The following is a 21,475-nucleotide window of genomic DNA, read 5'->3' as shown; positions in this document are numbered from 1 at the left end:
TCGTGCGCCTGTCGCCCGAGACAGAGGCTGCCGGCTACCGGCTTCTCTCGCTCGAGGCGACGGGCTCAACGAACGACGATGCCCTGCAGGCGGCCCGGAACGGTGATCCGGGTCGGCTCTGGATCATCGCGGCCGAGCAGCTTGCGGGCAGGGGACGCCATGGCCGCCAATGGTCGTCGCCCCCGGGCAATCTTTATGCCAGCCTGCTCCTGATCGATCCCTGCGACATGCCTTCGGCGCCGCAGCTCGGCTTTGTCGCCGGGCTGGCCTTGCATGAGGCCGTCGAGGCGGTGACCGGGATCGGTGCGCCGCGTCTTGCACTGAAATGGCCGAACGACCTCCTTCTGGATGGGGCCAAGCTGTCCGGCCTCCTTCTGGAGGGGCATCGCCTTCAGCCGAACGGTCCGCTTTCCATCGTGATCGGATTCGGGGTGAACGTGGCTTTCGCTCCGACCGGCACGCCGTATCCTGCAACCACATTGCAGGCCGTCAAGCCAGGCCTTGACAGGGGAGAGGTACTCCACGCCCTGTCGTCAGCCTTTGCCCGGACGTTCTCGGCGTGGCGCACCTCTTCGAGAATGAGCGCCTCCGATCCGTTCGGAGCCATACGGCGGCTCTGGCTCGAGCGGGCTGCCGGCGTCGGACAGGAGGTGACGCTCCGCTTGCCCTCGGGCGAGAAGAAGGGAACATTCGAGGGGCTCGACAGGTTCGGACGCTTGCAGTTGAGGAGCCTCGAAGGCATGGAGCTCATCGATGCGGGCGATCTTTATTTTCCCAATTTGCTGCACGATATAGCCAAGCACGAGGCTGGCTCGAAAAGGTTTTGAATTTAATGGCTTCCCACCAGGATGAATTGGTCTTTCTCCCTCTTGGAGGGCTCGGCGAAATCGGTATGAACGCTGCGCTGTACGGCTTCGGGCCGGAAGCGGAACGGCAGTGGATTCTGGTCGATTGCGGCATGGGCTTCGGCGGTGAGGAGAACCTGCCTGGCATCGACCTCGTCTATCCCGATCTTCGCTTCATCGAGGAGGAACGCCACAACCTGCTCGGCATCTTCATTACCCATGCCCACGAGGATCATATCGGCGCGCTCGTCGAGATGTGGCCGCGCCTGCGCGCTCCGGTTTACGCGACCAAGTTCGCCATCGGCCTGCTGGAGACGCGCCGTCTCTCGGAAGCCGACGCGCCGAAGGTCGATCTCAACGAGATCGTGCCAGGCCAGCGCCTGAAGCTCGGTCCGTTCGACATTGAATACGTCCCTGTTGCCCACTCGATTCCTGAATCGAATGCGCTCGCGATCCGGACGCCACAGGGACTCGTGGTGCATACGGGCGACTGGAAGCTCGACAATACTCCCTATCTGGGAAGCCTCACGTCGGAGGAAGCGTTTCGGGCTCTGGGCGACGAGGGTGTGCTGGCGCTCATCTGCGATTCCACCAACGTGGTTCGTGAAGGCACCAGCCCCAGCGAATCCGACGTTGCCCGCAACCTCGCTCAGCTGATCAAGGATTCGCCCCACCGCGTCGCGGTCACGACCTTCGCCTCGAACGTGGCCCGCATCCGTTCGATCGCGGAAGCCGCGCGCGAATGCGGCCGCGATGTGGTGGTCGTCGGCCGGGCCATGGACCGAGTCGTCGACGTGGCCAAGGAATGTGGCTATCTCGAAGGCCTGCCCGAGTTCCGCTCCACGGAGAATTTCGGCTACATTCCCCGCGACAAGATCGTCGCCATCCTGACGGGCTCCCAGGGCGAGCCGCGCGCGGCTCTGGCTCGGATCGCCCAGGACGAGCACCCGGACATCGCGCTCTCGGCAGGAGACCGGGTGATCTTTTCCTCCCGAGCCATTCCCGGCAATGAGAAGGGCGTCGGGTCGATCATCAACAGCCTGATCGAGCAGGGCATCGAGGTCATCACCGACCGTACGGAACTCGTGCACGTGTCCGGCCATCCGCGCCGCGGCGAACTCGAGCAGATGTACCGGTGGACCCGGCCGCGCATCGCCATTCCCGCCCACGGTGAGCCGCTGCACCTGAGCGAGCACGCGAAATTTGCCCGGGCCCAAGGGGTGCCCGAGGTGGTCCGCGCGAAGAACGGCACCGTGGTGCGCCTCGCTCCCGGGCCGGCTGAGATCGTCGACAACGTTCCGGCGGGACGCCTCTACCGCGACGGCAATATCGTCATCGGAGCAGGCGAACGCGCCCTGCCGGAGCGCCGCAAGCTCGCATTCGCCGGAATCGTCACCGTTGCCATCGCCATCGATGATCGTGGCGAACTCGTCGGCGACCCTGTCATCGACGCCATGGGCCTGCCCGATAAGAACCGGGAGGGACGTGACCTGACCGACATCATTGCCGATACGGTGGGTGATCTGCTCGATAGCTTGCCGAAAGGCAAGCGGCGGGATCCAGACGCGGTGGAGAACGCTGTCCATCGGGCAGTCCGCGCGGCGGTGAACCAGGAATGGGGCAAGAAGCCCGCCTGCCACGTGCTCGTCATCGAGGCCTGAAAGGGAAAGTTCCGATGATTGGACGTCTCAACCATGTCGCCATTGCGGTGCCGGACATCGCGGCCGCTGCCGAGATGTACCGCAGGACCCTTGGAGCCGAGGTCTCGGCCCCGGAGGCGTTGGAGGAGCATGGCGTCACGGTCGTGTTCATCACCCTCCCCAACACCAAGATCGAGTTGCTGGAGCCCCTAGGGGGAGAATCGCCCATCGCTCGGTTCCTGGAAAGGAACCCGGACGGCGGCATGCACCATATCTGCTATGAGGTGGACGATATCGTCGCGGCGAGGGACCAGCTTGTGAATTCCGGGGCAAGGGTGCTCGGCTCGGGCGAGCCGCGGATCGGAGCTCATGGAAAACCGGTGCTTTTCCTGCATCCCAAGGATTTCAACGGCACGCTGATCGAACTCGAGCAGGCCTGAGGACAAGGTGTTGATAAGCTTTGTAAAAAACCTGGCGGGATCGCTCTGGTCCACCATAGCTGTCGTGGCGGTCGTGTCCGCCATCGCCGTCGCCATCAGCGTCAGTGCTTTCGGCCTGCGGGTGAGCGGTGGGTTGGCACTCTATTTCGTAATCTGGTGGATCCTGCTCTTCGCTGTCCTGCCATTCGGCATCCGTAGTCAGGCCGAAGCCGGGGAGGTCGTCCAGGGAAGCGAGCCAGGAGCCCCGGCTCTGCCTGCCCTGCGAGAGAAGGCGATCTGGACGACGCTCGTCGCATCCGTCGTTTTGGTGATCGCCGCTGCGGTCTTCCCCCTGGCTGGGCTCTGATCGGAGGCAGAAGCGGGGAGGTCAAAAAAGAAAAGCAAGGCTTTCGCCTTGCCTAAACTGCCTTTTGGCAATTTTTGATCCCTGGCTTTCTCAGGCCAGCGCCTCTTGGCGCTTGGGGATCTTGTTCCTCCCGAAACTCGGACCGTAGCCTCTGACCCTTGAAGGTCTAAGACGTTAGGGTTTCGTTTATAGTCATCTTGTTCCCCGGAGTCACCTTTTGTAGGCAGGCCTTGATGCATTTTTCGGCAATTCTTGTATTGATCTTTGGTCTAATCCATCTCGCCGCAGGCCCGTTCAGGCGATGACAGCTTGTCTTTTGGCCGAGGCCTGTGTTGTGTGCTGGAAGCGAGTCGCTACCTATTTCATATTCGATCGAGATCTAAAGGCGCCCTATGCGTTTGAGCCGCTACTTCCTCCCCATTCTCCGTGAGACGCCGAAAGAGGCGGAGATCGTGTCTCACCGCCTGATGTTGCGCGCCGGCATGATCCGCCAGGAGGCAGCGGGGATCTATGCTTGGCTGCCGCTAGGATTGAAGGTGCTCAACAAGGTCAATGCCATTGTCCGCGAGGAGCAGAACCGCTCCGGGGCCGTCGAGCTTCTCATGCCGACGATCCAGTCGGCGGACCTGTGGCGGGAATCGGGCCGCTACGATGCCTATGGCAAAGAGATGCTGCGCATCCAGGACCGTCATGAGCGTGAGATGCTCTTCGGCCCGACCAACGAGGAGATGGTGACGGAGATCTTCCGGGGCTATGTGCGCTCCTACAAGGACCTGCCGCTGAACCTCTACCATATCCAGTGGAAGTTCCGCGACGAGGTGCGCCCGCGCTTCGGCGTCATGCGCTCGCGCGAGTTTCTGATGAAGGATGCCTATTCCTTCGACCTGGACCAGGCCGGCGCCGTGCATTCCTACAATAAGATGTTCGTGGCCTATCTCCGCACCTTCGCCCGTATGGGCCTGAAGGCGATCCCGATGCGTGCCGACACTGGACCCATCGGCGGGAACCTGAGCCACGAGTTCATCATCCTGGCCTCGACGGGCGAGAGCGAAGTCTTCTGCCATGCGGATTACCTGAACTTCGACATTCCCCCGGCGGACACGAATTTCGACGATATCGCCGGTCTCCAGAGCACCGTCGATAAATGGACGTCGCTCTACGCCGCCACGTCCGAGATGCACGATGAAGCGGCCTTTGGCGCCGTCTCGGAGGACAAGAAGATGTCCGCCCGCGGTATCGAGGTCGGCCACATCTTCTATTTCGGCACCAAATATTCCGAGCCCATGGGCGCTAAGGTCATGGGGCCGGACGGGCAGGAGACGCCAGTCCATATGGGCTCCTACGGCATCGGCCCGAGCCGCCTGATCGCCGCCATCATCGAGGCGAGCCATGACGAGAACGGCATCATCTGGCCGGAGGGGGTCGCTCCGTTCGACGTGGCGATCCTGAATCTGAAGGTCGGCGATGCTGCGACCGACGCTGCCTCGGAGCGCCTCTATCGCGAACTCGGAGCGGCGGGACGCGATGTCCTCTATGACGACCGGGACGAGCGTCCCGGCGGCAAGTTCGCCACGGCCGATCTTATCGGTGTCCCGTGGCAGGTGCTTATCGGCCCAAAAGGACTTGCCGAGGGCAAGGTTGAATTGAAGAACCGCGCCACGGGAGAGCGCGAGCACCTTGCGCTCGAGGACGTGCTCGCTCGGCTCACCACGCGAAAATAGGCGGTTATGGCCAAGGAAAGAGACGCCAAGACAAGCCCGGCGGGGACGAAGCCATTCTCGCTCTTCGAGTGGATGCTCGCCGGGCGCTATCTGCGCACGCGGCGGCGGGAGGGTTTCGTCTCAGTCATCGCGGGTTTCTCCTTCCTCGGCATCATGCTCGGCGTCGCCACGCTGATCGTGGTGCTCTCGGTCATGAACGGCTTCCGTAAGGAGCTGCTCGACAAGATCGTCGGCATCAACGGTCATATCTTCGTGGCGCCACTCGAGAGCCCGCTCACGGACTATCCGGAAGTCGCGGCCCGCATCGCGGCGGTGCCGGGCGTCAAGCGGGCGATCCCGCTGGTGGAGGGGCAGGCCTTCGGGTCCTCCCAATACAATGGCAGCGGGGTCCTCGTGCGCGGCATCCGCGCGGAGGACCTGCGCAAGATCGACCATATCGCCGGTAATCTGCGACAGGGCTCGCTGGAGAATTTCGAGGACGGCGAGGGGGTCGCCATCGGCCGTCGTCTCGCGGACGCGCTTTCGCTTCAGGCCGGCGATACGCTGACGATCATCACGCCGCGCGGAGCATCGACTCCATTCGGCACGGCGCCGAGGGTGAAGGGATACCCCGTCAAAGCGATCTTCGAGATCGGCATGTCGGAGTTCGATTCCACCTTCGTGTTCATGCCGTTGACCGAGGCGCAGAACTACTTCAACCGCCAGAACGACGTGCAGCTCATCGAGGTCTATCTCGACAACGCCGACCGGGTCGACGAGGCGCGTGTCGCGATCGACGAGGCCGCGGGGCGCCCGATCCTCATGACCGACTGGCGTCAGCGCAACCGAACGTTCTTCGGAGCGCTCGAGGTGGAGCGGAACGTCATGTTCCTCATCCTCACGCTTATCGTTCTGGTGGCGGCGCTCAACATCATTTCCGGGCTCATCATGCTCGTGAAGGACAAGTCGGAGGACATCGCGATCCTGCGCACGATGGGAGCGACACGAGGCGCCATCATGCGGGTCTTCCTGATCACTGGCGCCTCGATCGGTATCGTCGGCACCATCGCGGGCTTCGGCCTGGGACTGCTGCTGGCCCTTAACGTCGAGACGATCCGCGACGTCATTTCCCGACTCACGAACACCAATCTCTTTCCAGCGGAACTCTACTTCCTGAGCCGGCTGCCCGCTGAGGTGAACCCCACGGAAGTGGCGACGATCCTCATCATGGCAATGGTGCTGTCCCTCCTGGCGACCTTGTATCCCTCCTGGCGGGCCGCGAAACTCGATCCCGTTGAAGCGTTGCGTTACGGATAAGTATGTCGCCGACTCAAGCCCAACCCGCCCTGTATCTCTCTAAGGTCGAACGCCGTTACCCGCAGGGGGACAGCTTCCTCGAAGTGCTGCGCGGCGCCGATCTCGCGATCTGGCCGGGCGAGATCGTGGCACTCATCGCACCGTCCGGCACGGGCAAGTCGACCCTGCTTCATCTGGCCGGCCTGCTCGAACGTCCCGACGGCGGCGAGGTGTTCGTCGGCTCGAAGCAGACCGCCGCCATGAACGATCCGGAACGCACCCGCATCCGGCGGGAAGAACTCGGCTTCGTGTACCAGTTCCACCATCTCCTGCCGGAGTTCTCGGCGCTTGAGAACGTGGTGATCCCGCAGCTCATCCGCGGCCTCGCGAAGGCGGAGGCCCAGGACCGTGGAACGCAGCTCCTCACATTTCTGGGGCTCGGAAAGCGCCTCGACCATCGACCCGGCGAACTCTCGGGAGGTGAGCAGCAGCGTGTCGCCATCGCCCGCGCCGTCGCCAATGCGCCGCGCCTTCTCCTCGCCGACGAGCCCACGGGCAACCTCGATCCGAACACGGCGGACCGCGTTTTCCAGACCCTCGTCGCCATCGTGCGCGCCTCGAAGCTTGCGGCCTTGATCGCGACGCACAACCTGGATCTCGCCGCCCGGATGGACCGGCGCGTGACCATCCGAGACGGGCTGATCGTCCAGCTGCCGTAAAGGCCTCAAGCTGCCTTCAATGCCTCTTTTCAGGATTGAACCTGCAGAAGCGCGTTCAGCGCTTGCGAAGCTGCGCGCATCTGCATCTTAACGTTCTGTTGACTCCGTCCCGAGCCTGGACTCTGCACAGGCTTTACACAGAACATCCAATGAACAAAGATGAACATATTGGGAACACGGAGAAACACACCATGCTTCGCTTCATCCTTGAGACCACCGCCGAAATCGCCTCCCTGGCAATGTTCGGCTCCGCCGTGGCAATCTGGGCTCTGGTCCTTTCTCCCATTGCTTGATACCGGGATCCACAACAACTCACCGGGATTCACAGGAACCTTGTCCTAGTGGCCGGAGGTTAGGCTTCCTTAGAAAAGAATCGTGCCACTATGCGTGCCGTTTGCTGAGTAGAGTTTCATGGCGCGCATTCTTCACGATATCGGTTTTGTCCATCTGCATGTCCATTCCTCGTACTCGCTGCTCGAGGGGGCGCTGAAGGTCGCGCAATTGGCCAAACTCGCGGCGGCCGACAAGCAGCCGGCCCTTGCGCTCACCGATACCAACAATCTTTTCGGCGCACTCGAATTTTCCGAGAAGCTCGCGGGTTCCGGTATCCAGCCTATCGCGGGCGTTCAGCTCTCCGTCTGCTTCGAGGAGCCGGATCCGGTCGCCCGCGTGGTGCCGCAGCCATCGAACATCGTGCTCCTTGCGCAGAACGAAGAGGGCTATCGCAACCTCATGCGCCTCGTGAGCCACGCCTATTTCGGCGTGCCGCTGGGCGAAGATCCGCGCGTGATGGCGCCCGTGCTCGCGGCCCACAGCGAGGGGCTGATCGCACTGACGGGCGGCTTCTCGGGGCCGCTCGATTGCGCCCTGCGCAACGGTGCGCGCCAGGATCTGGCGCAGGCGCGTCTCAATCTCTTGAAGAACGCCTTCGGCCATCAGCTGTATGTCGAGATCCAGCGCCATGGCCTCGAGGACGAGCGCCTGATCGAGGGCGAGCTGCTCGCTCTGGCGGACCGCAACGGGCTGCCCATCGTGGCGGCGAACGAACCCTTCTTCTCGGCAGCGAAAGACTACGAGGCGCACGACGCGCTGCTCGCCATCGCCGAAGGGCAGATCGTCTCGAATCCGGATCGCCGACGCCTGTCGCCGGAGCATCACTTCAAGACGCGCCAGCAGATGATGGAGCTGTTCTCGGATTTGCCCGATGCGCTCCAGGCAAGCGTCGAGATCGCCATGCGCTGCGCTACGCGCGTGAGAACCCGCAAGCCCATCCTGCCGAATTTCGGCACGGGTCCCGATGCCGCCGCGCTGGACGAGGGCGAAGAGCTGAAGCGGCAGGCGGAGGAGGGGCTCGAGAGGCGTCTCGCCGCACACGGCCCCGCGCCTGGCCTGACCGAGCAGGATTACCGCGACCGTCTCGCCTATGAGATCGGGATCATCCGGAACATGAAGTTTCCGGGATACTTCCTGATCGTGTCCGACTTCATCAAGTGGGCCAAGGACCACAACATCCCGGTCGGGCCGGGCCGCGGCTCGGGTGCGGGCTCGCTCGTGGCCTATGCGCTCACCATCACCGATCTCGACCCCTTGCGGTTCGCTCTGCTTTTCGAGCGCTTCCTCAATCCGGAACGCGTCTCGATGCCGGACTTCGATATCGACTTCTGCGTCGAGGGGCGCGAGCGCGTCATCGAATACGTGCAACAGCGGTATGGCGAGGAGCAGGTCGCGCAGATCATCACGTTTGGTACGCTGCTCGCCCGAGGCGTGATCCGCGACGTCGGCCGCGTGCTTGAGATGCCGTATGGCCAGGTCGACAAGCTCACCAAGCTGGTGCCACAGAATCCCGCCAACCCGGTGACCCTCGCGCAGGCCATCGAGGGCGAGCCGAAGCTGCAGGCGGCCATCGACGAGGAGCCGGTCGTCAAGCGCATGCTCGACATCGCGCAGAAGCTCGAAGGCCTGCACCGGCACGCCTCGACCCACGCGGCCGGCGTGGTGATCGGCGACCGTCCGCTACAGGAGCTGGTGCCGCTCTACCGAGACCCGAAGACCGGCATGCGCGTGACCCAGTTCAACATGAAATGGGTCGAGCAGGCGGGGCTCGTGAAGTTCGACTTCCTGGGCCTCAAGACCCTCACCGTTCTACGCACGGCGGTCGATCTGATCCGGCGCAAGGGGATCGAGGTCGATCTCTCCGCTCTGCCGCTCGACGATCGCAAAACCTACGAGATGCTCCAGCGCGGCGAGACGGTCGGCGTGTTCCAGGTGGAATCGGCGGGCATGCGGAAAGCCCTCGTCGAAATGGAGACCGACCGCTTCGAGGACATCATCGCCCTCGTGGCGCTCTACCGTCCGGGCCCGATGGCGAACATTCCGGTCTATTGCGCGCGCAAGCTCGGCAAGGACGAGCACAACAAGAAGGATTGGTATCCGCACGACAAGCTGGAGCCGATCCTGCGCGAGACCTTCGGAATCATCGTGTACCAGGAGCAAGTGATGGAGGTGGCGAAAGTCCTCTCCGGATACTCGCTCGGCGACGCCGACCTTCTGCGCCGCGCCATGGGCAAGAAGATCAAGGCCGAAATGGACGCGCAGCGCGAGCGCTTCGTCTCCGGCGCAAAGGAGGGCGGTCTCGACAAGGCGAAGTCGAACGAAATCTTCGACCTGCTCGCCAAGTTCGCGGATTACGGCTTCAACAAGAGCCACGCGGCAGCTTACGCTCTGGTCGCGTTCCAGACGGCCTATCTGAAGGCCAATCATGCGGTTGAGTTCCTCGCCGCATCGATGACGCTCGATCTCGACAACACCGACAAGCTGTCGGAATTCCGCCGCGAGGCCCAGCGGCTCGGCTTCAAGGTCATCCCGCCCTCGATCAACCGCTCCGGCGTCGTCTTCGACGTGAAATACGACCAGGAGGGCAAGGGACAGATCCTCTACGCGCTCGCGGCCGTGAAGGGAGTCGGCCGGCAGGCCATCGAGGCCGTGGTCGAGGCGAGGGGCGACAAGCCCTTCAAGGATCTTGCCGACTTCGCCCGCCGCATCAATCCGAAGGCGATCAACAAGCGCACCCTCGAGAACCTCATCGCGGCCGGCGCCTTCGACGAGCTGGAGCCGGACCGTGCGAAGGCCTGCGCCTCCATCGACGCCATGATGAGCCTCGCCCAACAATCGCACGAGGCGGCCAACGGCGGCATGATGGACATGTTCGGCGGCGTCGCAGCGGCCGGCGTGCAGCTGCGGATCGGACCCTACGAGCCCTGGCCCTCCGCCGAGAGGCTGCAGCGGGAATACGACGCCATCGGGTTCTTCCTCTCAGGCCACCCGCTGGACGAATACGGTGATCTTCTCAAGAAGCTGCGCGTGCAGACCTGGATGGAGTTCTGCCGCTCTGTGAAAGCGGGCAACTCCGTCGGGCGGGTCGCGGCCACCATCCTCGACCGGCAGGAGCGCCGGACCAAGACCGGTAACAAGATGGGCATTCTCACCCTGTCGGATCAGACCGGTCAGTTTGAGGCCATCATCTTCTCCGAAGGGCTGCAGCGCCTGCGCGAGGTTCTCGAGCCCGGATCCGCCGTGGTCCTGTTGCTCCAGGCCGGTCTCGAAGGCGAAGAGGTGAGGGCGCGCATCGGCATGGCCGAGCCTCTGGACGAGGCCGTCGCCAAGCACCAGAAGAGCATGCGGATCTTCCTGCGCGACGAGCGGCCGATCACGAGCGTCTATGAACGGCTCAAGGCCCGGGGCGAGGGGGAGGTGTCCCTCGTCCTCATCCTCGACGACGGCGACCGGGAGGTCGAAGTCAAGCTCCCCGGCAAGTACATGGCCACCCCCCAGATCGCCGGAGCGCTCCGCGCCGTGCCTGGGGTCGTGGATGTGCATGTAAATTAGGGTAATCGGTCACTAATAGATGTCCATTTGGCTGTCCAACCTCAAACGGCTGCTGCTTGAGGCCTGGTTTGAGCCCTATCAACGGAGGATCTCGTCAATAGATCCGAATAGCTCTGCTTGGGGCGCGGGCTATGGGAGGCGAGTACAGGGCCAGAGGACAGAGCCCGCCCCTTATACAGATCCTCAAGACCTTGAAAACTATATAGATGGCTGGATAACCGCTGACGCTGAGGCTGATTATTATGGGTATCCTGCGCTTAAGGAATGAGAGGCTAGCCACCCTACGGTTTCGGCTTGCATCTCAGCCGCTTTACCCCTATATGCGCGCCTATCCCACACGCGGAATCAACCTCATAAGTCCATGAGGTATCCCGGTGGCCGGTCTGACCGGTCCACTGATCCGCGGAGGCTTAACCGGAGAATAAATATGGCGCTTCCCGATTTCTCGATGCGCAGCCTGCTTGAGGCTGGCGCTCACTTTGGCCACCAGGCCCACCGTTGGAACCCGAAGATGGGTCAGTTCATCTTCGGTACCCGCAACAACATCCACATCATCGACCTCGCCCAGACGGTTCCGATGCTGCACCGCGCCCTCCAGGCCGTGAGCGACACGGTGGCCAAGGGCGGCCGCGTGCTCTTCGTCGGCACGAAGCGCCAGGCTTCCGACGCGGTTGCGGATGCGGCCAAGCGTTCGGCCCAGTACTACGTCAACTCCCGCTGGCTCGGCGGCATGCTGACCAACTGGAAGACGATTTCCGGCTCGATCCAGCGCCTGCGCAAGGTCGACGAGATCCTCGCCGGCGGCGGCCAGGGCCTCACGAAGAAAGAGCGTCTCATGCTCGCCCGTGAGAAGGAAAAGCTCGAGCGCGCTCTCGGCGGCATCAAGGACATGGGCGGCACGCCCGACCTGATCTTCGTCATCGACACCAACAAGGAGCAGCTGGCGATCCAGGAGGCCAAGCGCCTCGGCATCCCGGTGGCTGCCATCGTCGACACGAACTGCGATCCGGACGGCATCACCTTCCCGGTTCCGGCCAATGACGACGCCGGCCGCGCGATCGCGCTCTACTGCGACCTGATCGCCCGTGCCGCTCTCGACGGCATTTCCCGTGGCGCCGGCGCCATGGGCATCGATATCGGCGAGTCCGAGAACCCGATGGCCGAGGAGCTTCCGGCGAATGACACGGCTGTTGCCGCCTATGAGGGCGAGCAGTTCGAGCGTCTGGCCGCCCCCCGTGGCGCTCCCGACGACCTGACCAAGCTGAACGGCGTCGGCCCGCAGCTCGAGAAGAAGCTCAACGAGGCTGGCATCTTCCACTACTGGCAGCTGGCCGCCATGCAGGCGGGCGACATCGCCCAGCTCGACAAGGACCTGAAGCTGAACGGCCGCCTCGAGCGTGACGGCTGGATCAACCAGGCCCGCTCGATGATCGAAGCCGCTGCTGCGTAAGCCTCACGGCGCCGCAGGATGCCGCGCCGCTTGAACGAATGATCGAGCCCGGCGTTCCACGAACGCCGGGCTCCCTCTATGCGTGAACCTTTGAAAGGAAAAGCCATGGCGAACATTACCGCTGCGATGGTGAAAGAGCTGCGCGAGACGACCAGCGCCGGCATGATGGACTGCAAGGCCGCTCTCGCCGAGACCAACGGCGACATGGAGGCCGCGATCGACTGGCTCCGCAAGAAGGGCTTGTCGAAGGCCGCCAAGAAGGCCGGTCGCGTCGCGGCTGAGGGCCTCGTGGCCGTCGAGTCCTCCGGTCACACCGCCACGATCCTCGAGGTCAATTCCGAGACGGACTTCGTGGCCCGCAACGACCAGTTCCAGGCCTTCGTGCGCGAAGCCGCCAAGATCGGCCTGATGGGCAACGGCACCATCGAGTCGCTTGAAACCGCGACATTCCCTGGTTCTTCCACGACCGTGAAGGATCGCCTGCAGGAGCTCATCGCCACCATCGGCGAGAACATGACCCTGCGTCGCATCGCCAAGCTCGAAGTTTCGAAGGGTGTGATCGCTTCCTACGTGCATAATGCCGTCAGCGAAGGCCTCGGTAAGATCGGTGTTCTTGTGGCGCTCGAGTCCGAAGGCGATGTCGACGTGCTCAGCACGCTCGGCCGCCAGATTGCCATGCACGTGGCCGCCACCAACCCGGTGGCTCTCGACGCCTCCGGCGTCGATCAGGCGACCGTCGAGCGCGAGAGCGCCATTCTGCGCGACAAGAATGCCGGCAAGCCGGATCACGTCATGCAGAAGATCATCGAGAGCGGCCTGAAGAGCTACTTCAAGGAAGTCACCCTCCTGGAGCAGCCCTTCGTTCACGATCCCTCGAAGACCGTGACTCAGGTCCTCAAGGAAGCCGAGTCCAAGGCCGGCAAGCCGGTGACCCTCAAGGCCTTCGTCCGCTATGCCCTCGGCGAGGGCATCGAGAAGGAGGAGGCTCCGGACTTCGCGGCCGAAGTGGCCGCCCAGGCGGGTCTCAAGGCCTAAATCGAACCCATGAAAACGGCGGCTCTTCAGCCGCCGTTTTCATGAGAGGTCTCGAAAAGAAAGGTCTGATGATGGCAACGTTCCGGCGCATCCTGGTGAAGCTTTCCGGTGAGGCCTTGATGGCTCCCGACGGCTACTGGCTCGACACTCAGATCCTGTCCTCCCTGGCGGAGGATCTCGCCCAGGCGACGAGGGCCGGCTTCGAGATCGCCGTCGTCATCGGCGGCGGCAATATCATCCGGGGCGCCCGCATGAGCGCCGCCGGCTGGATCGACCGCCCCACGGCGGACTCGATGGGCATGCTCGGCACGGTCATGAATTCGCTCGCCGTCGAGACCGCCCTCAATGCGGCGGGCGTGCCTGCCCGCACCATGTCGGCCGTCTCCATGCCGACGATCTGCGAAACCTATGCCCGCCAGCCGGCTCTCCACCACCTCGACAAAGGGCAGGTCGTGGTCCTGGCAGGCGGCACCGGAAATCCCTTCTTCACCACCGACACCGCCGCCGTCCTGCGCGCTGCCGAGCTGCGCTGCGATGCGGTCCTCAAAGCCACGCAAGTGGACGGGGTCTACTCGGCCGATCCGAAGAAGGACCCTTCGGCGATCCGATTCGACCGCCTGACCCATGACGAAGCCATCGCCAAGGACCTGAAGGTCATGGACACGGCGGCCTTCGCCCTGGCGCGCGAGAGCAAGCTCTCCATCATCGTCGGCTCAGTGCACGCTCCCAGCTCCGTAACCGCTCTTCTCCAGGGGAAAGTGCCCTCGACCGTCGTCGCCCCTTGATCCAAGGGCCTTGATGCTGGACCCTGGGAAGCGTAAGCCCGTTTTAACTAGTTCGCGTAAGGACAAAATCGAATGGCCACGACCTTTGATCTCGCCGATGTAAAGCGCCGCATGCAGGGCGCCATCACCGCTTTCAAGAACGACCTGGCTAGCCTTCGCACCGGGCGGGCCTCCCCGAATCTCCTCGATCCCATCCAGATCGATGCCTATGGCTCTCTGATGCCGATCACCCAGGTTGCCACCATCAACGTCCCGGAGCCACGCCTCCTGAGCGTCCAGGTGTGGGACCGGGGCATGGTTGCGGCCGTTGAGAAGGCGATCCGGGAATCGGACCTCGGCCTCAACCCGCAGACCGAAGGCCAGGTGATCCGTCTGCGCATTCCCGAGATGAACGAGCAGCGTCGCAAGGAAATGGTGAAGGTCGCGCACAAATACGCCGAGGAGGCGAAGATCGCGGTCCGCCACGTCCGCCGCGACGGCCTCGACCTCCTCAAGAAGCTTGAGAAGGACAGCGCGATCAGCGAGGATGACGGCAAGCGTCATGCGGATCAGGTTCAGAAGGCCACAGATCAGTTCGTAGCCGAGATCGACGGTCTTCTGGTGACCAAGGAAAAGGAAATCATGCACGTCTGAACCTCAGGCGCGCATGGGGACGGAAATATGAGCGGCGAAGCCAAGCGGTCGGCTCCCATCCTCGCCCAGCGGGAAGCAGGCGAGGGAATGCCACGCCATGTTGCCATCATCATGGATGGAAACGGACGCTGGGCCGCTCAGAGAGGGCTGCCCCGGTTCGAAGGACATCGGAAGGGGATCGAAGCGATCCGCCGTGCGGTGCGCACCGCGACGGATCTCGGCATCGGGTACTTGACGGTCTACAGTTTTTCCGCCGAAAACTGGCGCAGGCCCGCCGATGAGGTGTCCTACCTCATGGGCCTGCTCAAGCGCTTCGTCCGGCACGATCTGGCCGAACTTCACGCCAACAATATCCGAGTCCGCATTATTGGCGAGCGCGAAGGGCTGGTCTCCGACATCCGCCTGCTTTTGGACGAGGCGGAGCATCTCACCCGTTCCAATACCGGCCTCACGCTGGTCATTGCGTTCAATTACGGCGGGCGCCAGGAGATCGTGAGTGCCGTTCGGGCTCTTGCCCGCAGGGTGAAGGAAGGATCGCTCGACCCGGCCGATATCGATATGGCGACGGTCGAAGCGGCCCTCGATACCCATGATATTCCGGATCCGGACCTGGTGATCCGGACCTCGGGCGAGCAGAGGGTATCGAACTTCCTCACGTGGCAGACCGCCTATTCCGAGTTCGTTTTCCTGCCCTGCTTCTGGCCGGATTTCGATGAGGCTGCCTTCAAGGCGGCCATTGACGAGTACTTCAGGCGCGACCGCAGATTCGGCGGCCTGAGTGTCCGGGCAGTCTGACGATGGTCTCGGACCAAGGCTCCAGCCTGCCATCCAGCTCGAAGCCGGCCCCGTCCAAGGAACTGACCGCACGCGTTCTGTCCGCACTCGTCATGGTGGCCGTCGCCCTGCTGGCGGCCTATTGGGGTGGATGGCCCTTCGCCCTGTTCTGGCTGGCAGCCGGCATCGCCATGATGATCGAATGGACCCGGATGACGGGTGTAGAGCCGCGTTTGCCGGTGCAAGGCGTCCTGGGTGTCGGCCTCGGCGTTCTGACGGCTCTTTTCCTGTCGGATGCGGACCTGGGCCTCTTCATCGGCGCAGGGCTGCTCTTCCTCGCAGCAGGCACGGTCCTGACCCGCGGCACGACCCACCGAATCTGGTCGGCCTCCGGCTTCCTTTACGCCTTGCCGGTCACGCTTGTTCCGCCGATCGTGCGCGAGCATCCCGAACTCGGCATCCTGGGCCTACTCTGGATGTTCGCTGTCGTGTGGGCGACTGATATTGCGGCCTATTTCACAGGGCGAACTTTCGGCGGCCCGAAGCTGTGTCCGCCGATCAGCCCGAAGAAGACTTGGTCGGGGTTCATCGGCGGCGTCGTGGCGGCGGCGCTGGCTGGAGTTCTGGTCGCCTGGGCGGGGCGGAAATACGGCCTCGACCTGCCGTTTGGCCTTCTCGGTACCGCCGCCATCTCCGTTGTCGCATCTGTCGCGAGCCAGATCGGCGATCTCGGCGAGTCGGCCCTCAAACGCCATTGCAAGGTCAAGGATTCGAGCCATCTTATTCCAGGCCATGGCGGCGTAATGGATCGCCTGGATGGTTTCTGGGCCGTCTGCCTCATCGTTGCGGCCGTTCTTTCGACAGTACATTTCATCCCATAGGCGTTGATGACCCGTTCCCTTACGATTCTCGGAGCCACCGGTTCGATCGGCCGCTCGACGGCCGATGTCGTTTTGGCCCATCGGGATGAGTTCCGCGTCGCATCCGTCGTCGGCGGGCGTGATGTCGCCGCGCTCGCCAAGGTCGCTCGGGACCTGGGCGCCACATTCGCGGCTCTGGCCGATGAGCGCGGAGGCGAGGCACTGCGAGAGGCTCTGTCCGGAACCGGAATCGGGAGCGGGGCAGGGCATTCGGCCGTCATTGAGGCGGCCGAGCGTGACGCCGACATCGTCCTGGCGGCGATCAGCGGCACGGCCGGCCTCGCGCCGACCCATGCGGCACTGAAGCCGGGGCGGCGGATTGCTCTTGCGAACAAGGAAAGTCTGGTGAGCGCCGGGGCCGCCTTCATGGCCGATGCCCGCCGTCTGGGCGTGGAGATCATGCCGGTGGATTCCGAGCATAACGCCCTGGATCATGCTCTTGCGGCGGGCCTCGGCAGGGATGTGGAAAAGGCGGTGATAACCGCGTCCGGTGGACCCTTCCGCTCCTGGACGAAAGACGCCATTGCTCGGGCTGGCGCCAAGGAGGCATCGGCGCATCCGATCTGGTCCATGGGGTCGAAGATCAACATCGACTCGGCCACCTTGATGAACAAGGGACTCGAGCTGATCGAGGCGCATCACCTGTTCGACCTCCCGGAGGAGCGGCTCGACGTTCTGGTTCACCCCGAGGCGATCGTCCACGGGCTCGTGCAGTGGAGCGATGGTGCCGTTACGGCCGGGCTTGCCCTTCCGGATATGAAGGTCCCGATCGCCAATGCCTTGCGCCACCAGGGGCGCCTGACGATGGACCTGCCCCGTCTCGATCTTGCCGCGATCGGACGATTAAGTTTCGAGCGGCCTGACGAAGAACGGTTTCCGTGCCTATCTCTGGCCAAGGCGGCACTCAGGGCCGGGGGGGCGATGCCCACCATTCTGAATGCCGCCAATGAGATCGCCGTTGAGTCCTATATGGCAGGTCATGTCAGATTCTATGATATCTCAGAGTTGGTTGAGCGCGTCTGCTCCGCTTTCTCGGGGAGAGGGATCTCCGCGCCGGTGACCGTGGCGGAGGCCCTCGGGATCGACCAGGAAGCCCGGCAAGTGACACGGCAGCTCATTCCGACCTATGCTGAAGCGACGCGGCTCTAGAGCCCGCGAAAGGGATGACGATGGACTTTCTTGCGACGATCAGCGGTGCGACGGGCTCCCTGTTCCTGACCCTGATCTCCTTCCTAGTGGTGCTCACGGTGGTCGTGTTCATCCACGAGTTCGGCCATTTCTGGGTCGGGCGCCTGTGCGGCGTCGGGGTGACGGCGTTCTCCATCGGCTTCGGGCGCGAGCTGTTTGGGTGGACCGACAGGAAAGGGACCCGCTGGAAGATCTGCGCGATTCCCTTGGGCGGTTATGTGAAGTTCGTCGGCGACCTCAATGCCGCGAGCGTTCCGGATCAGGCCGAGCTCGACCGGATGCCGCTGGCGGAGCGGTCGATCAGTTTTCCCCACCAGAATGTTGCCAAACGCGCCGCTATCGTAGCGGCAGGTCCGATCGCCAATTTCATCCTGGCCATCGCGATCTTCGCGGGCTTCAACTACTTCAGCGGGCGGCAGGTTCTCGAGCCGAGGATCGAGGCGGTCCAGCCCGGAAGCGCGGCCGAGAAGGCCGGTTTCCAGCCCAAGGACCTGATCCTGACCGTCGACGGCCGGCAGATCCAGACCTTCGCAGACATGCAGCTGATCGTCAGCTCCAGCGCGGGCGAGCCCCTCGACTTCACGGTCGAGCGCAACGGGCAGACGGTCGCCCTGACGGCGACGCCGAATCTGGTGGAGAGGACCAGCCCCTTCGGCAAGCAGCGCATCGGGCTTCTCGGGGTCGAAGCCTCGCGCGATCCGGCGGCGATCAAGCGCCTGACCTATTCACCTTGGGGCGCCGTCAAGGCGGCTGTGGGCGAAACCTGGAGCCTCGTCGAGCGGACTCTCAACTTCATCCGCCGCTTGGCCATGGGCTGGGAATCGACCGATCAGCTCTCCGGTCCCATCGGAATCGCCAGGGCTTCGGGTACGGCTTTCGACGTGGGAGGGGTGTACAGCCTGGTCAGCCTGATCGGGTTCATGTCGGTTTCGATCGGACTTATTAACCTATTTCCCATTCCGCTGCTGGATGGCGGCCATCTTCTGTTCTATGCCATTGAGGCGGTTCGCGGGCGCCCTCTGAGCGAGAAAGCCCAGGAAATCGGCTTCAGAATCGGCTTCGCCCTGGTGGCGATGCTCATGCTGTTCGCCACCTGGAATGATCTTGTTCACCTTGGCACCAGTTTCCTGGCCCGGGGATCGTGACAAGGACGCCACGCTCCTTAAAAATTGGTACTCTGTTGTGGATGTGCCGTTTGCAATGACGGCGAAAGTTTGTACAAGCGGTCCACAAAGATAAGGTTGGCGGCTCTCGTCTCCAACCTGCGGGGCCTCCTCGCTAGGGACAGAATATAAAGAACGGGCCAGTTGATGATGTCGACGACCACGCCTCGCCGGAAAAAGCCGGCCACTACCGCCATTGTCGCGATCAGCGCGCTCATGGCCGGGATTACTGCCGGGCAGAGCGCTTTCGCGCAGCAGGTGGCTCCGGGGAATCGCCGTGCCTCGGCCGCGCAGGGACCCATCGTCAACCGGGTCGCCATCGAAGGTAACAAGCGGGTCGAGAAGGCTCTGATCGAGGACCAGCTTCAGGCTCGGGCTCGGGCGCCCTACAATCAGGCTGCCGTCGACGCCGACGTCCAGCGAATCCTCGAGGTCTATCGCCGTTCCGGCCGTGGTCTCGCCCAGGTGACCCCGCGTCTGGTTGATCTGCCGAACGGCACGGTCGACGTGGTCTACACCATCAACGAGGGCGACAAGACCGGCGTGACGGATATCCGCTTCGTCGGCAACAATCAGGTCTCGTCAAGCCGCCTGCGCGGCATCATGCAGACCTCCGAGACGAATCTGCTGAGCTTCCTCAAGAGCAACGACGTCTACGATCCGGAACGCCTCTCGAACGACCTCGATCTCATTCGCCGGTACTACCTGAAGAACGGCTACGCCGATTATCAGCTCGTCTCCAGCGACGTTCAGTTCGATCCCAACGCGGGCGGCTACGTCATCACCATCACGGTCAGCGAGGGTGAGCAGTACCGTTTCGGAGCCGTGGGCGTCGATCCGCGCCTCTCCGGTATCGATCCCGAGGCCGTGCGCCGGGGTGTCGCGACCTCCGAGGGTTCAGTTTACAACGCTGAAGCCGTCGAGAAGTCCGTCCAGGCTCTGACCACGAATGTGGCCCGCCAGGGCAATCCGTTCGCCCAGGTGCGTCCGGTCGGCACCCGTGATCCTTCGACCCGCACGGTCAACCTTTCCTACGTGATCGAGGAAGGTCCGCGGATCTACATCGAGCGCATCAATGTGCGCGGCAACAGCCGTACCCGCGACTACGTGATCCGTCGCGAGTTCGAGCTGGGCGAGGGTGATGCCTATAATCAGGTTCTGGTTGATCGCGCCGAGCGCCGCCTGAACAACCTCGGCTACTTCAAGCGCGTCCGCATTTCAAACGAGCCCGGCTCCTCGGCCGACCGCGTGGTCGTGAACGTGGATGTTGAGGATCAGTCCACCGGTTCGTTCGCCATCTCGGGCGGTTACTCGACGGCGGACGGCTTCATCGGTGAAGTCTCGGTGACCGAAACCAACTTCCTCGGCCGTGGCCAGTTCGTCCGCTTGGCCGGTCAGCTCGGCCAGCGCGCCCACGGCATCGACTTCTCCTTCACGGAGCCGTATTTCCTCGGCTACCGGATGGCGGCCGGTATCGACCTGTACTCGAAGTTCAGCGACCAGACCCGGTATGCCCGCTACGAGAACCGCATGACCGGCGGTACGTTGCGCCTCGGCCTTCCGATGACGGAAGAGTTCTCGATCACGGCTCGCTATTCGCTCTTCCAGCAGTCGGTGGATATCCCGAACGATCTCAAACAGCCGTACAACGACTGTTCGGCTCCGATCCCGGGCTACACGCTTCTGAATCCCGACGGCGTGCCGAACCGCGCATTCTGCGAAGGCAACGGTGAAGCATCCCTGGCCATCAAGCAGTCGCAGGGCGACACCATCACGTCGCTTGCCGGCCTGACGTTCAACTACAACACCCTCGACAACATCCGTGAGCCGCGCAACGGCTTCTACGCCGAAGTGAAGACGGACTTCGCCGGCCTCGGCGGCGACTCCCGTTACTTCCGCGTGACCGGCGATGCGCGCTACTACCGCGAACTGTTCGAGGATGTGGTCGGTATCGCCCGTATCCAGGGCGGTCACATCATGGGCTTCGACAGCGGCAGCGACGGTGGCGACAACGGCGACCTGCGCATCGTGGACCATTTCTTCATGGGCCCGTCGCTGGTTCGCGGCTTCGCCCCGAACGGCATCGGTCCGCGTGACATCTCGAGCCTCGACAGCCGTGCGAACGCCGTCGGCGGCACCACGTATTTCGGCGGTTCGCTCGAAATGCAGTTCCCGATCTGGGGTCTGCCGCGTGAGCTTGGCCTGAAGGGCGCTGTCTTCGCCGATGCCGGTACGCTGTTCGGCTACGAAGGTCCGACCAGGTTCGGCCCGACCGGCGGCAGCATCCTCGATCCCGCCGATGCCTGCGTGCAGGATCCCAACGTACCGCAGAACTGCATCAACGTTCTCGACAGCAAGGTGATCCGGTCGTCCATCGGCGCCTCGATCCTCTGGAGCTCGCCGCTCGGTCCGATCCGCTTCGACTATGCCTATGCGCTCACCAAGGAAGAGGGCAGGCTTCTTCCGGACGGGACCCGGGTCGGCGAGGATCGCACCCAGGCCTTCCGGTTCACGGGCGGCACTCGCTTCTAATCGGGGAGGGCGCCGAGGGGCGCCCTCACTTATTTTTCATGACAGAATCCAATTTCTTTCCGCAAACCCAGACGTTAATGGTACGTCAGGTGGCGGAGATGGCCAATGCAACGCTCCCCGACGG

17 protein-coding genes are annotated in these 21,475 nt (G+C 63.2%); all 17 read left to right on the top strand.

What is annotated here, in order from left to right; translation table 11 throughout:
- Positions 1-2 precede the first annotated feature (2 nt).
- The 17 genes from OC446_RS21010 (at position 3) to bamA (ending at position 21,351) form a co-directional block, all read left to right on the top strand.
- Entirely contained in the window at positions 3-827 is an 825-nt protein-coding gene (locus OC446_RS21010) for a biotin--[acetyl-CoA-carboxylase] ligase (RefSeq protein WP_262030969.1), read from the top strand.
- Positions 828-832: 5 nt separating this feature from the next.
- Positions 833-2,506, top strand: a complete 1,674-nt coding sequence (locus tag OC446_RS21005; protein ID WP_262030968.1) for a ribonuclease J — start codon at positions 833-835, stop codon at positions 2,504-2,506.
- 14 nt (positions 2,507-2,520) lie between these two features.
- On the top strand, positions 2,521-2,925 hold the full coding sequence (mce, locus tag OC446_RS21000) for a methylmalonyl-CoA epimerase (RefSeq protein WP_262030967.1): 405 nt from the start codon (positions 2,521-2,523) through the stop codon (positions 2,923-2,925).
- 7 nt (positions 2,926-2,932) lie between these two features.
- Entirely contained in the window at positions 2,933-3,271 is a 339-nt protein-coding gene (locus OC446_RS20995; protein ID WP_262030966.1) for a DUF1467 family protein, read from the top strand.
- Positions 3,272-3,663: 392 nt separating this feature from the next.
- Complete coding sequence (proS, locus tag OC446_RS20990) at positions 3,664-4,992, top strand: proline--tRNA ligase (protein WP_262030965.1); 1,329 nt, start codon at positions 3,664-3,666, stop codon at positions 4,990-4,992.
- Positions 4,993-4,998: 6 nt separating this feature from the next.
- Positions 4,999-6,288 (top strand): lipoprotein-releasing ABC transporter permease subunit, encoded by a 1,290-nt coding sequence (locus OC446_RS20985; RefSeq protein WP_262030964.1) that lies wholly within the window; start codon positions 4,999-5,001, stop codon positions 6,286-6,288.
- Positions 6,289-6,290: 2 nt separating this feature from the next.
- Positions 6,291-6,986 (top strand): ABC transporter ATP-binding protein, encoded by a 696-nt coding sequence (locus OC446_RS20980; RefSeq protein WP_262030963.1) that lies wholly within the window; start codon positions 6,291-6,293, stop codon positions 6,984-6,986.
- A 411-nt stretch (positions 6,987-7,397) separates the two neighbouring features.
- A complete protein-coding gene (gene dnaE / locus OC446_RS20975; protein WP_262030962.1) occupies positions 7,398-10,871 on the top strand; it encodes a DNA polymerase III subunit alpha in 3,474 nt (1,157 codons plus the stop codon).
- Between the two features lie 427 nt (positions 10,872-11,298).
- Positions 11,299-12,321, top strand: a complete 1,023-nt coding sequence (locus tag OC446_RS20970) for a 30S ribosomal protein S2 (RefSeq protein WP_262030961.1) — start codon at positions 11,299-11,301, stop codon at positions 12,319-12,321.
- 105 nt (positions 12,322-12,426) lie between these two features.
- A complete protein-coding gene (gene tsf / locus OC446_RS20965; protein ID WP_262030960.1) occupies positions 12,427-13,356 on the top strand; it encodes a translation elongation factor Ts in 930 nt (309 codons plus the stop codon).
- Positions 13,357-13,427: 71 nt separating this feature from the next.
- Complete coding sequence (gene pyrH / locus OC446_RS20960) at positions 13,428-14,141, top strand: UMP kinase (RefSeq protein WP_410055108.1); 714 nt, start codon at positions 13,428-13,430, stop codon at positions 14,139-14,141.
- Between the two features lie 72 nt (positions 14,142-14,213).
- Positions 14,214-14,774, top strand: coding sequence for a ribosome recycling factor (gene frr / locus OC446_RS20955; protein ID WP_262030959.1), 561 nt, complete (start codon positions 14,214-14,216; stop codon positions 14,772-14,774).
- Between the two features lie 27 nt (positions 14,775-14,801).
- The gene (locus OC446_RS20950) at positions 14,802-15,569 is read left to right on the top strand and encodes an isoprenyl transferase (protein WP_262030958.1); all 768 of its coding nucleotides are present in this window, start codon (positions 14,802-14,804) and stop codon (positions 15,567-15,569) included.
- Between the two features lie 2 nt (positions 15,570-15,571).
- On the top strand, positions 15,572-16,429 hold the full coding sequence (locus OC446_RS20945) for a phosphatidate cytidylyltransferase (RefSeq protein ID WP_262030957.1): 858 nt from the start codon (positions 15,572-15,574) through the stop codon (positions 16,427-16,429).
- A 6-nt stretch (positions 16,430-16,435) separates the two neighbouring features.
- Positions 16,436-17,617: a 1-deoxy-D-xylulose-5-phosphate reductoisomerase gene (gene dxr / locus OC446_RS20940; RefSeq protein WP_262030956.1), complete on the top strand. Its 1,182-nt coding sequence runs from the start codon at positions 16,436-16,438 to the stop codon at positions 17,615-17,617.
- A 20-nt stretch (positions 17,618-17,637) separates the two neighbouring features.
- Positions 17,638-18,801, top strand: a complete 1,164-nt coding sequence (rseP, locus tag OC446_RS20935; RefSeq protein ID WP_262030955.1) for an RIP metalloprotease RseP — start codon at positions 17,638-17,640, stop codon at positions 18,799-18,801.
- 165 nt (positions 18,802-18,966) lie between these two features.
- The gene (bamA, locus tag OC446_RS20930; RefSeq protein WP_262030954.1) at positions 18,967-21,351 is read left to right on the top strand and encodes an outer membrane protein assembly factor BamA; all 2,385 of its coding nucleotides are present in this window, start codon (positions 18,967-18,969) and stop codon (positions 21,349-21,351) included.
- Positions 21,352-21,475: the final 124 nt, after the last annotated feature.

The sequence above is a fragment of the Microvirga sp. Mcv34 genome (genome assembly GCF_024519725.1).
Lineage (GTDB): Bacteria > Pseudomonadota > Alphaproteobacteria > Rhizobiales > Beijerinckiaceae > Microvirga.
This window is presented reverse-complemented; position numbering and strand designations above follow the sequence as displayed.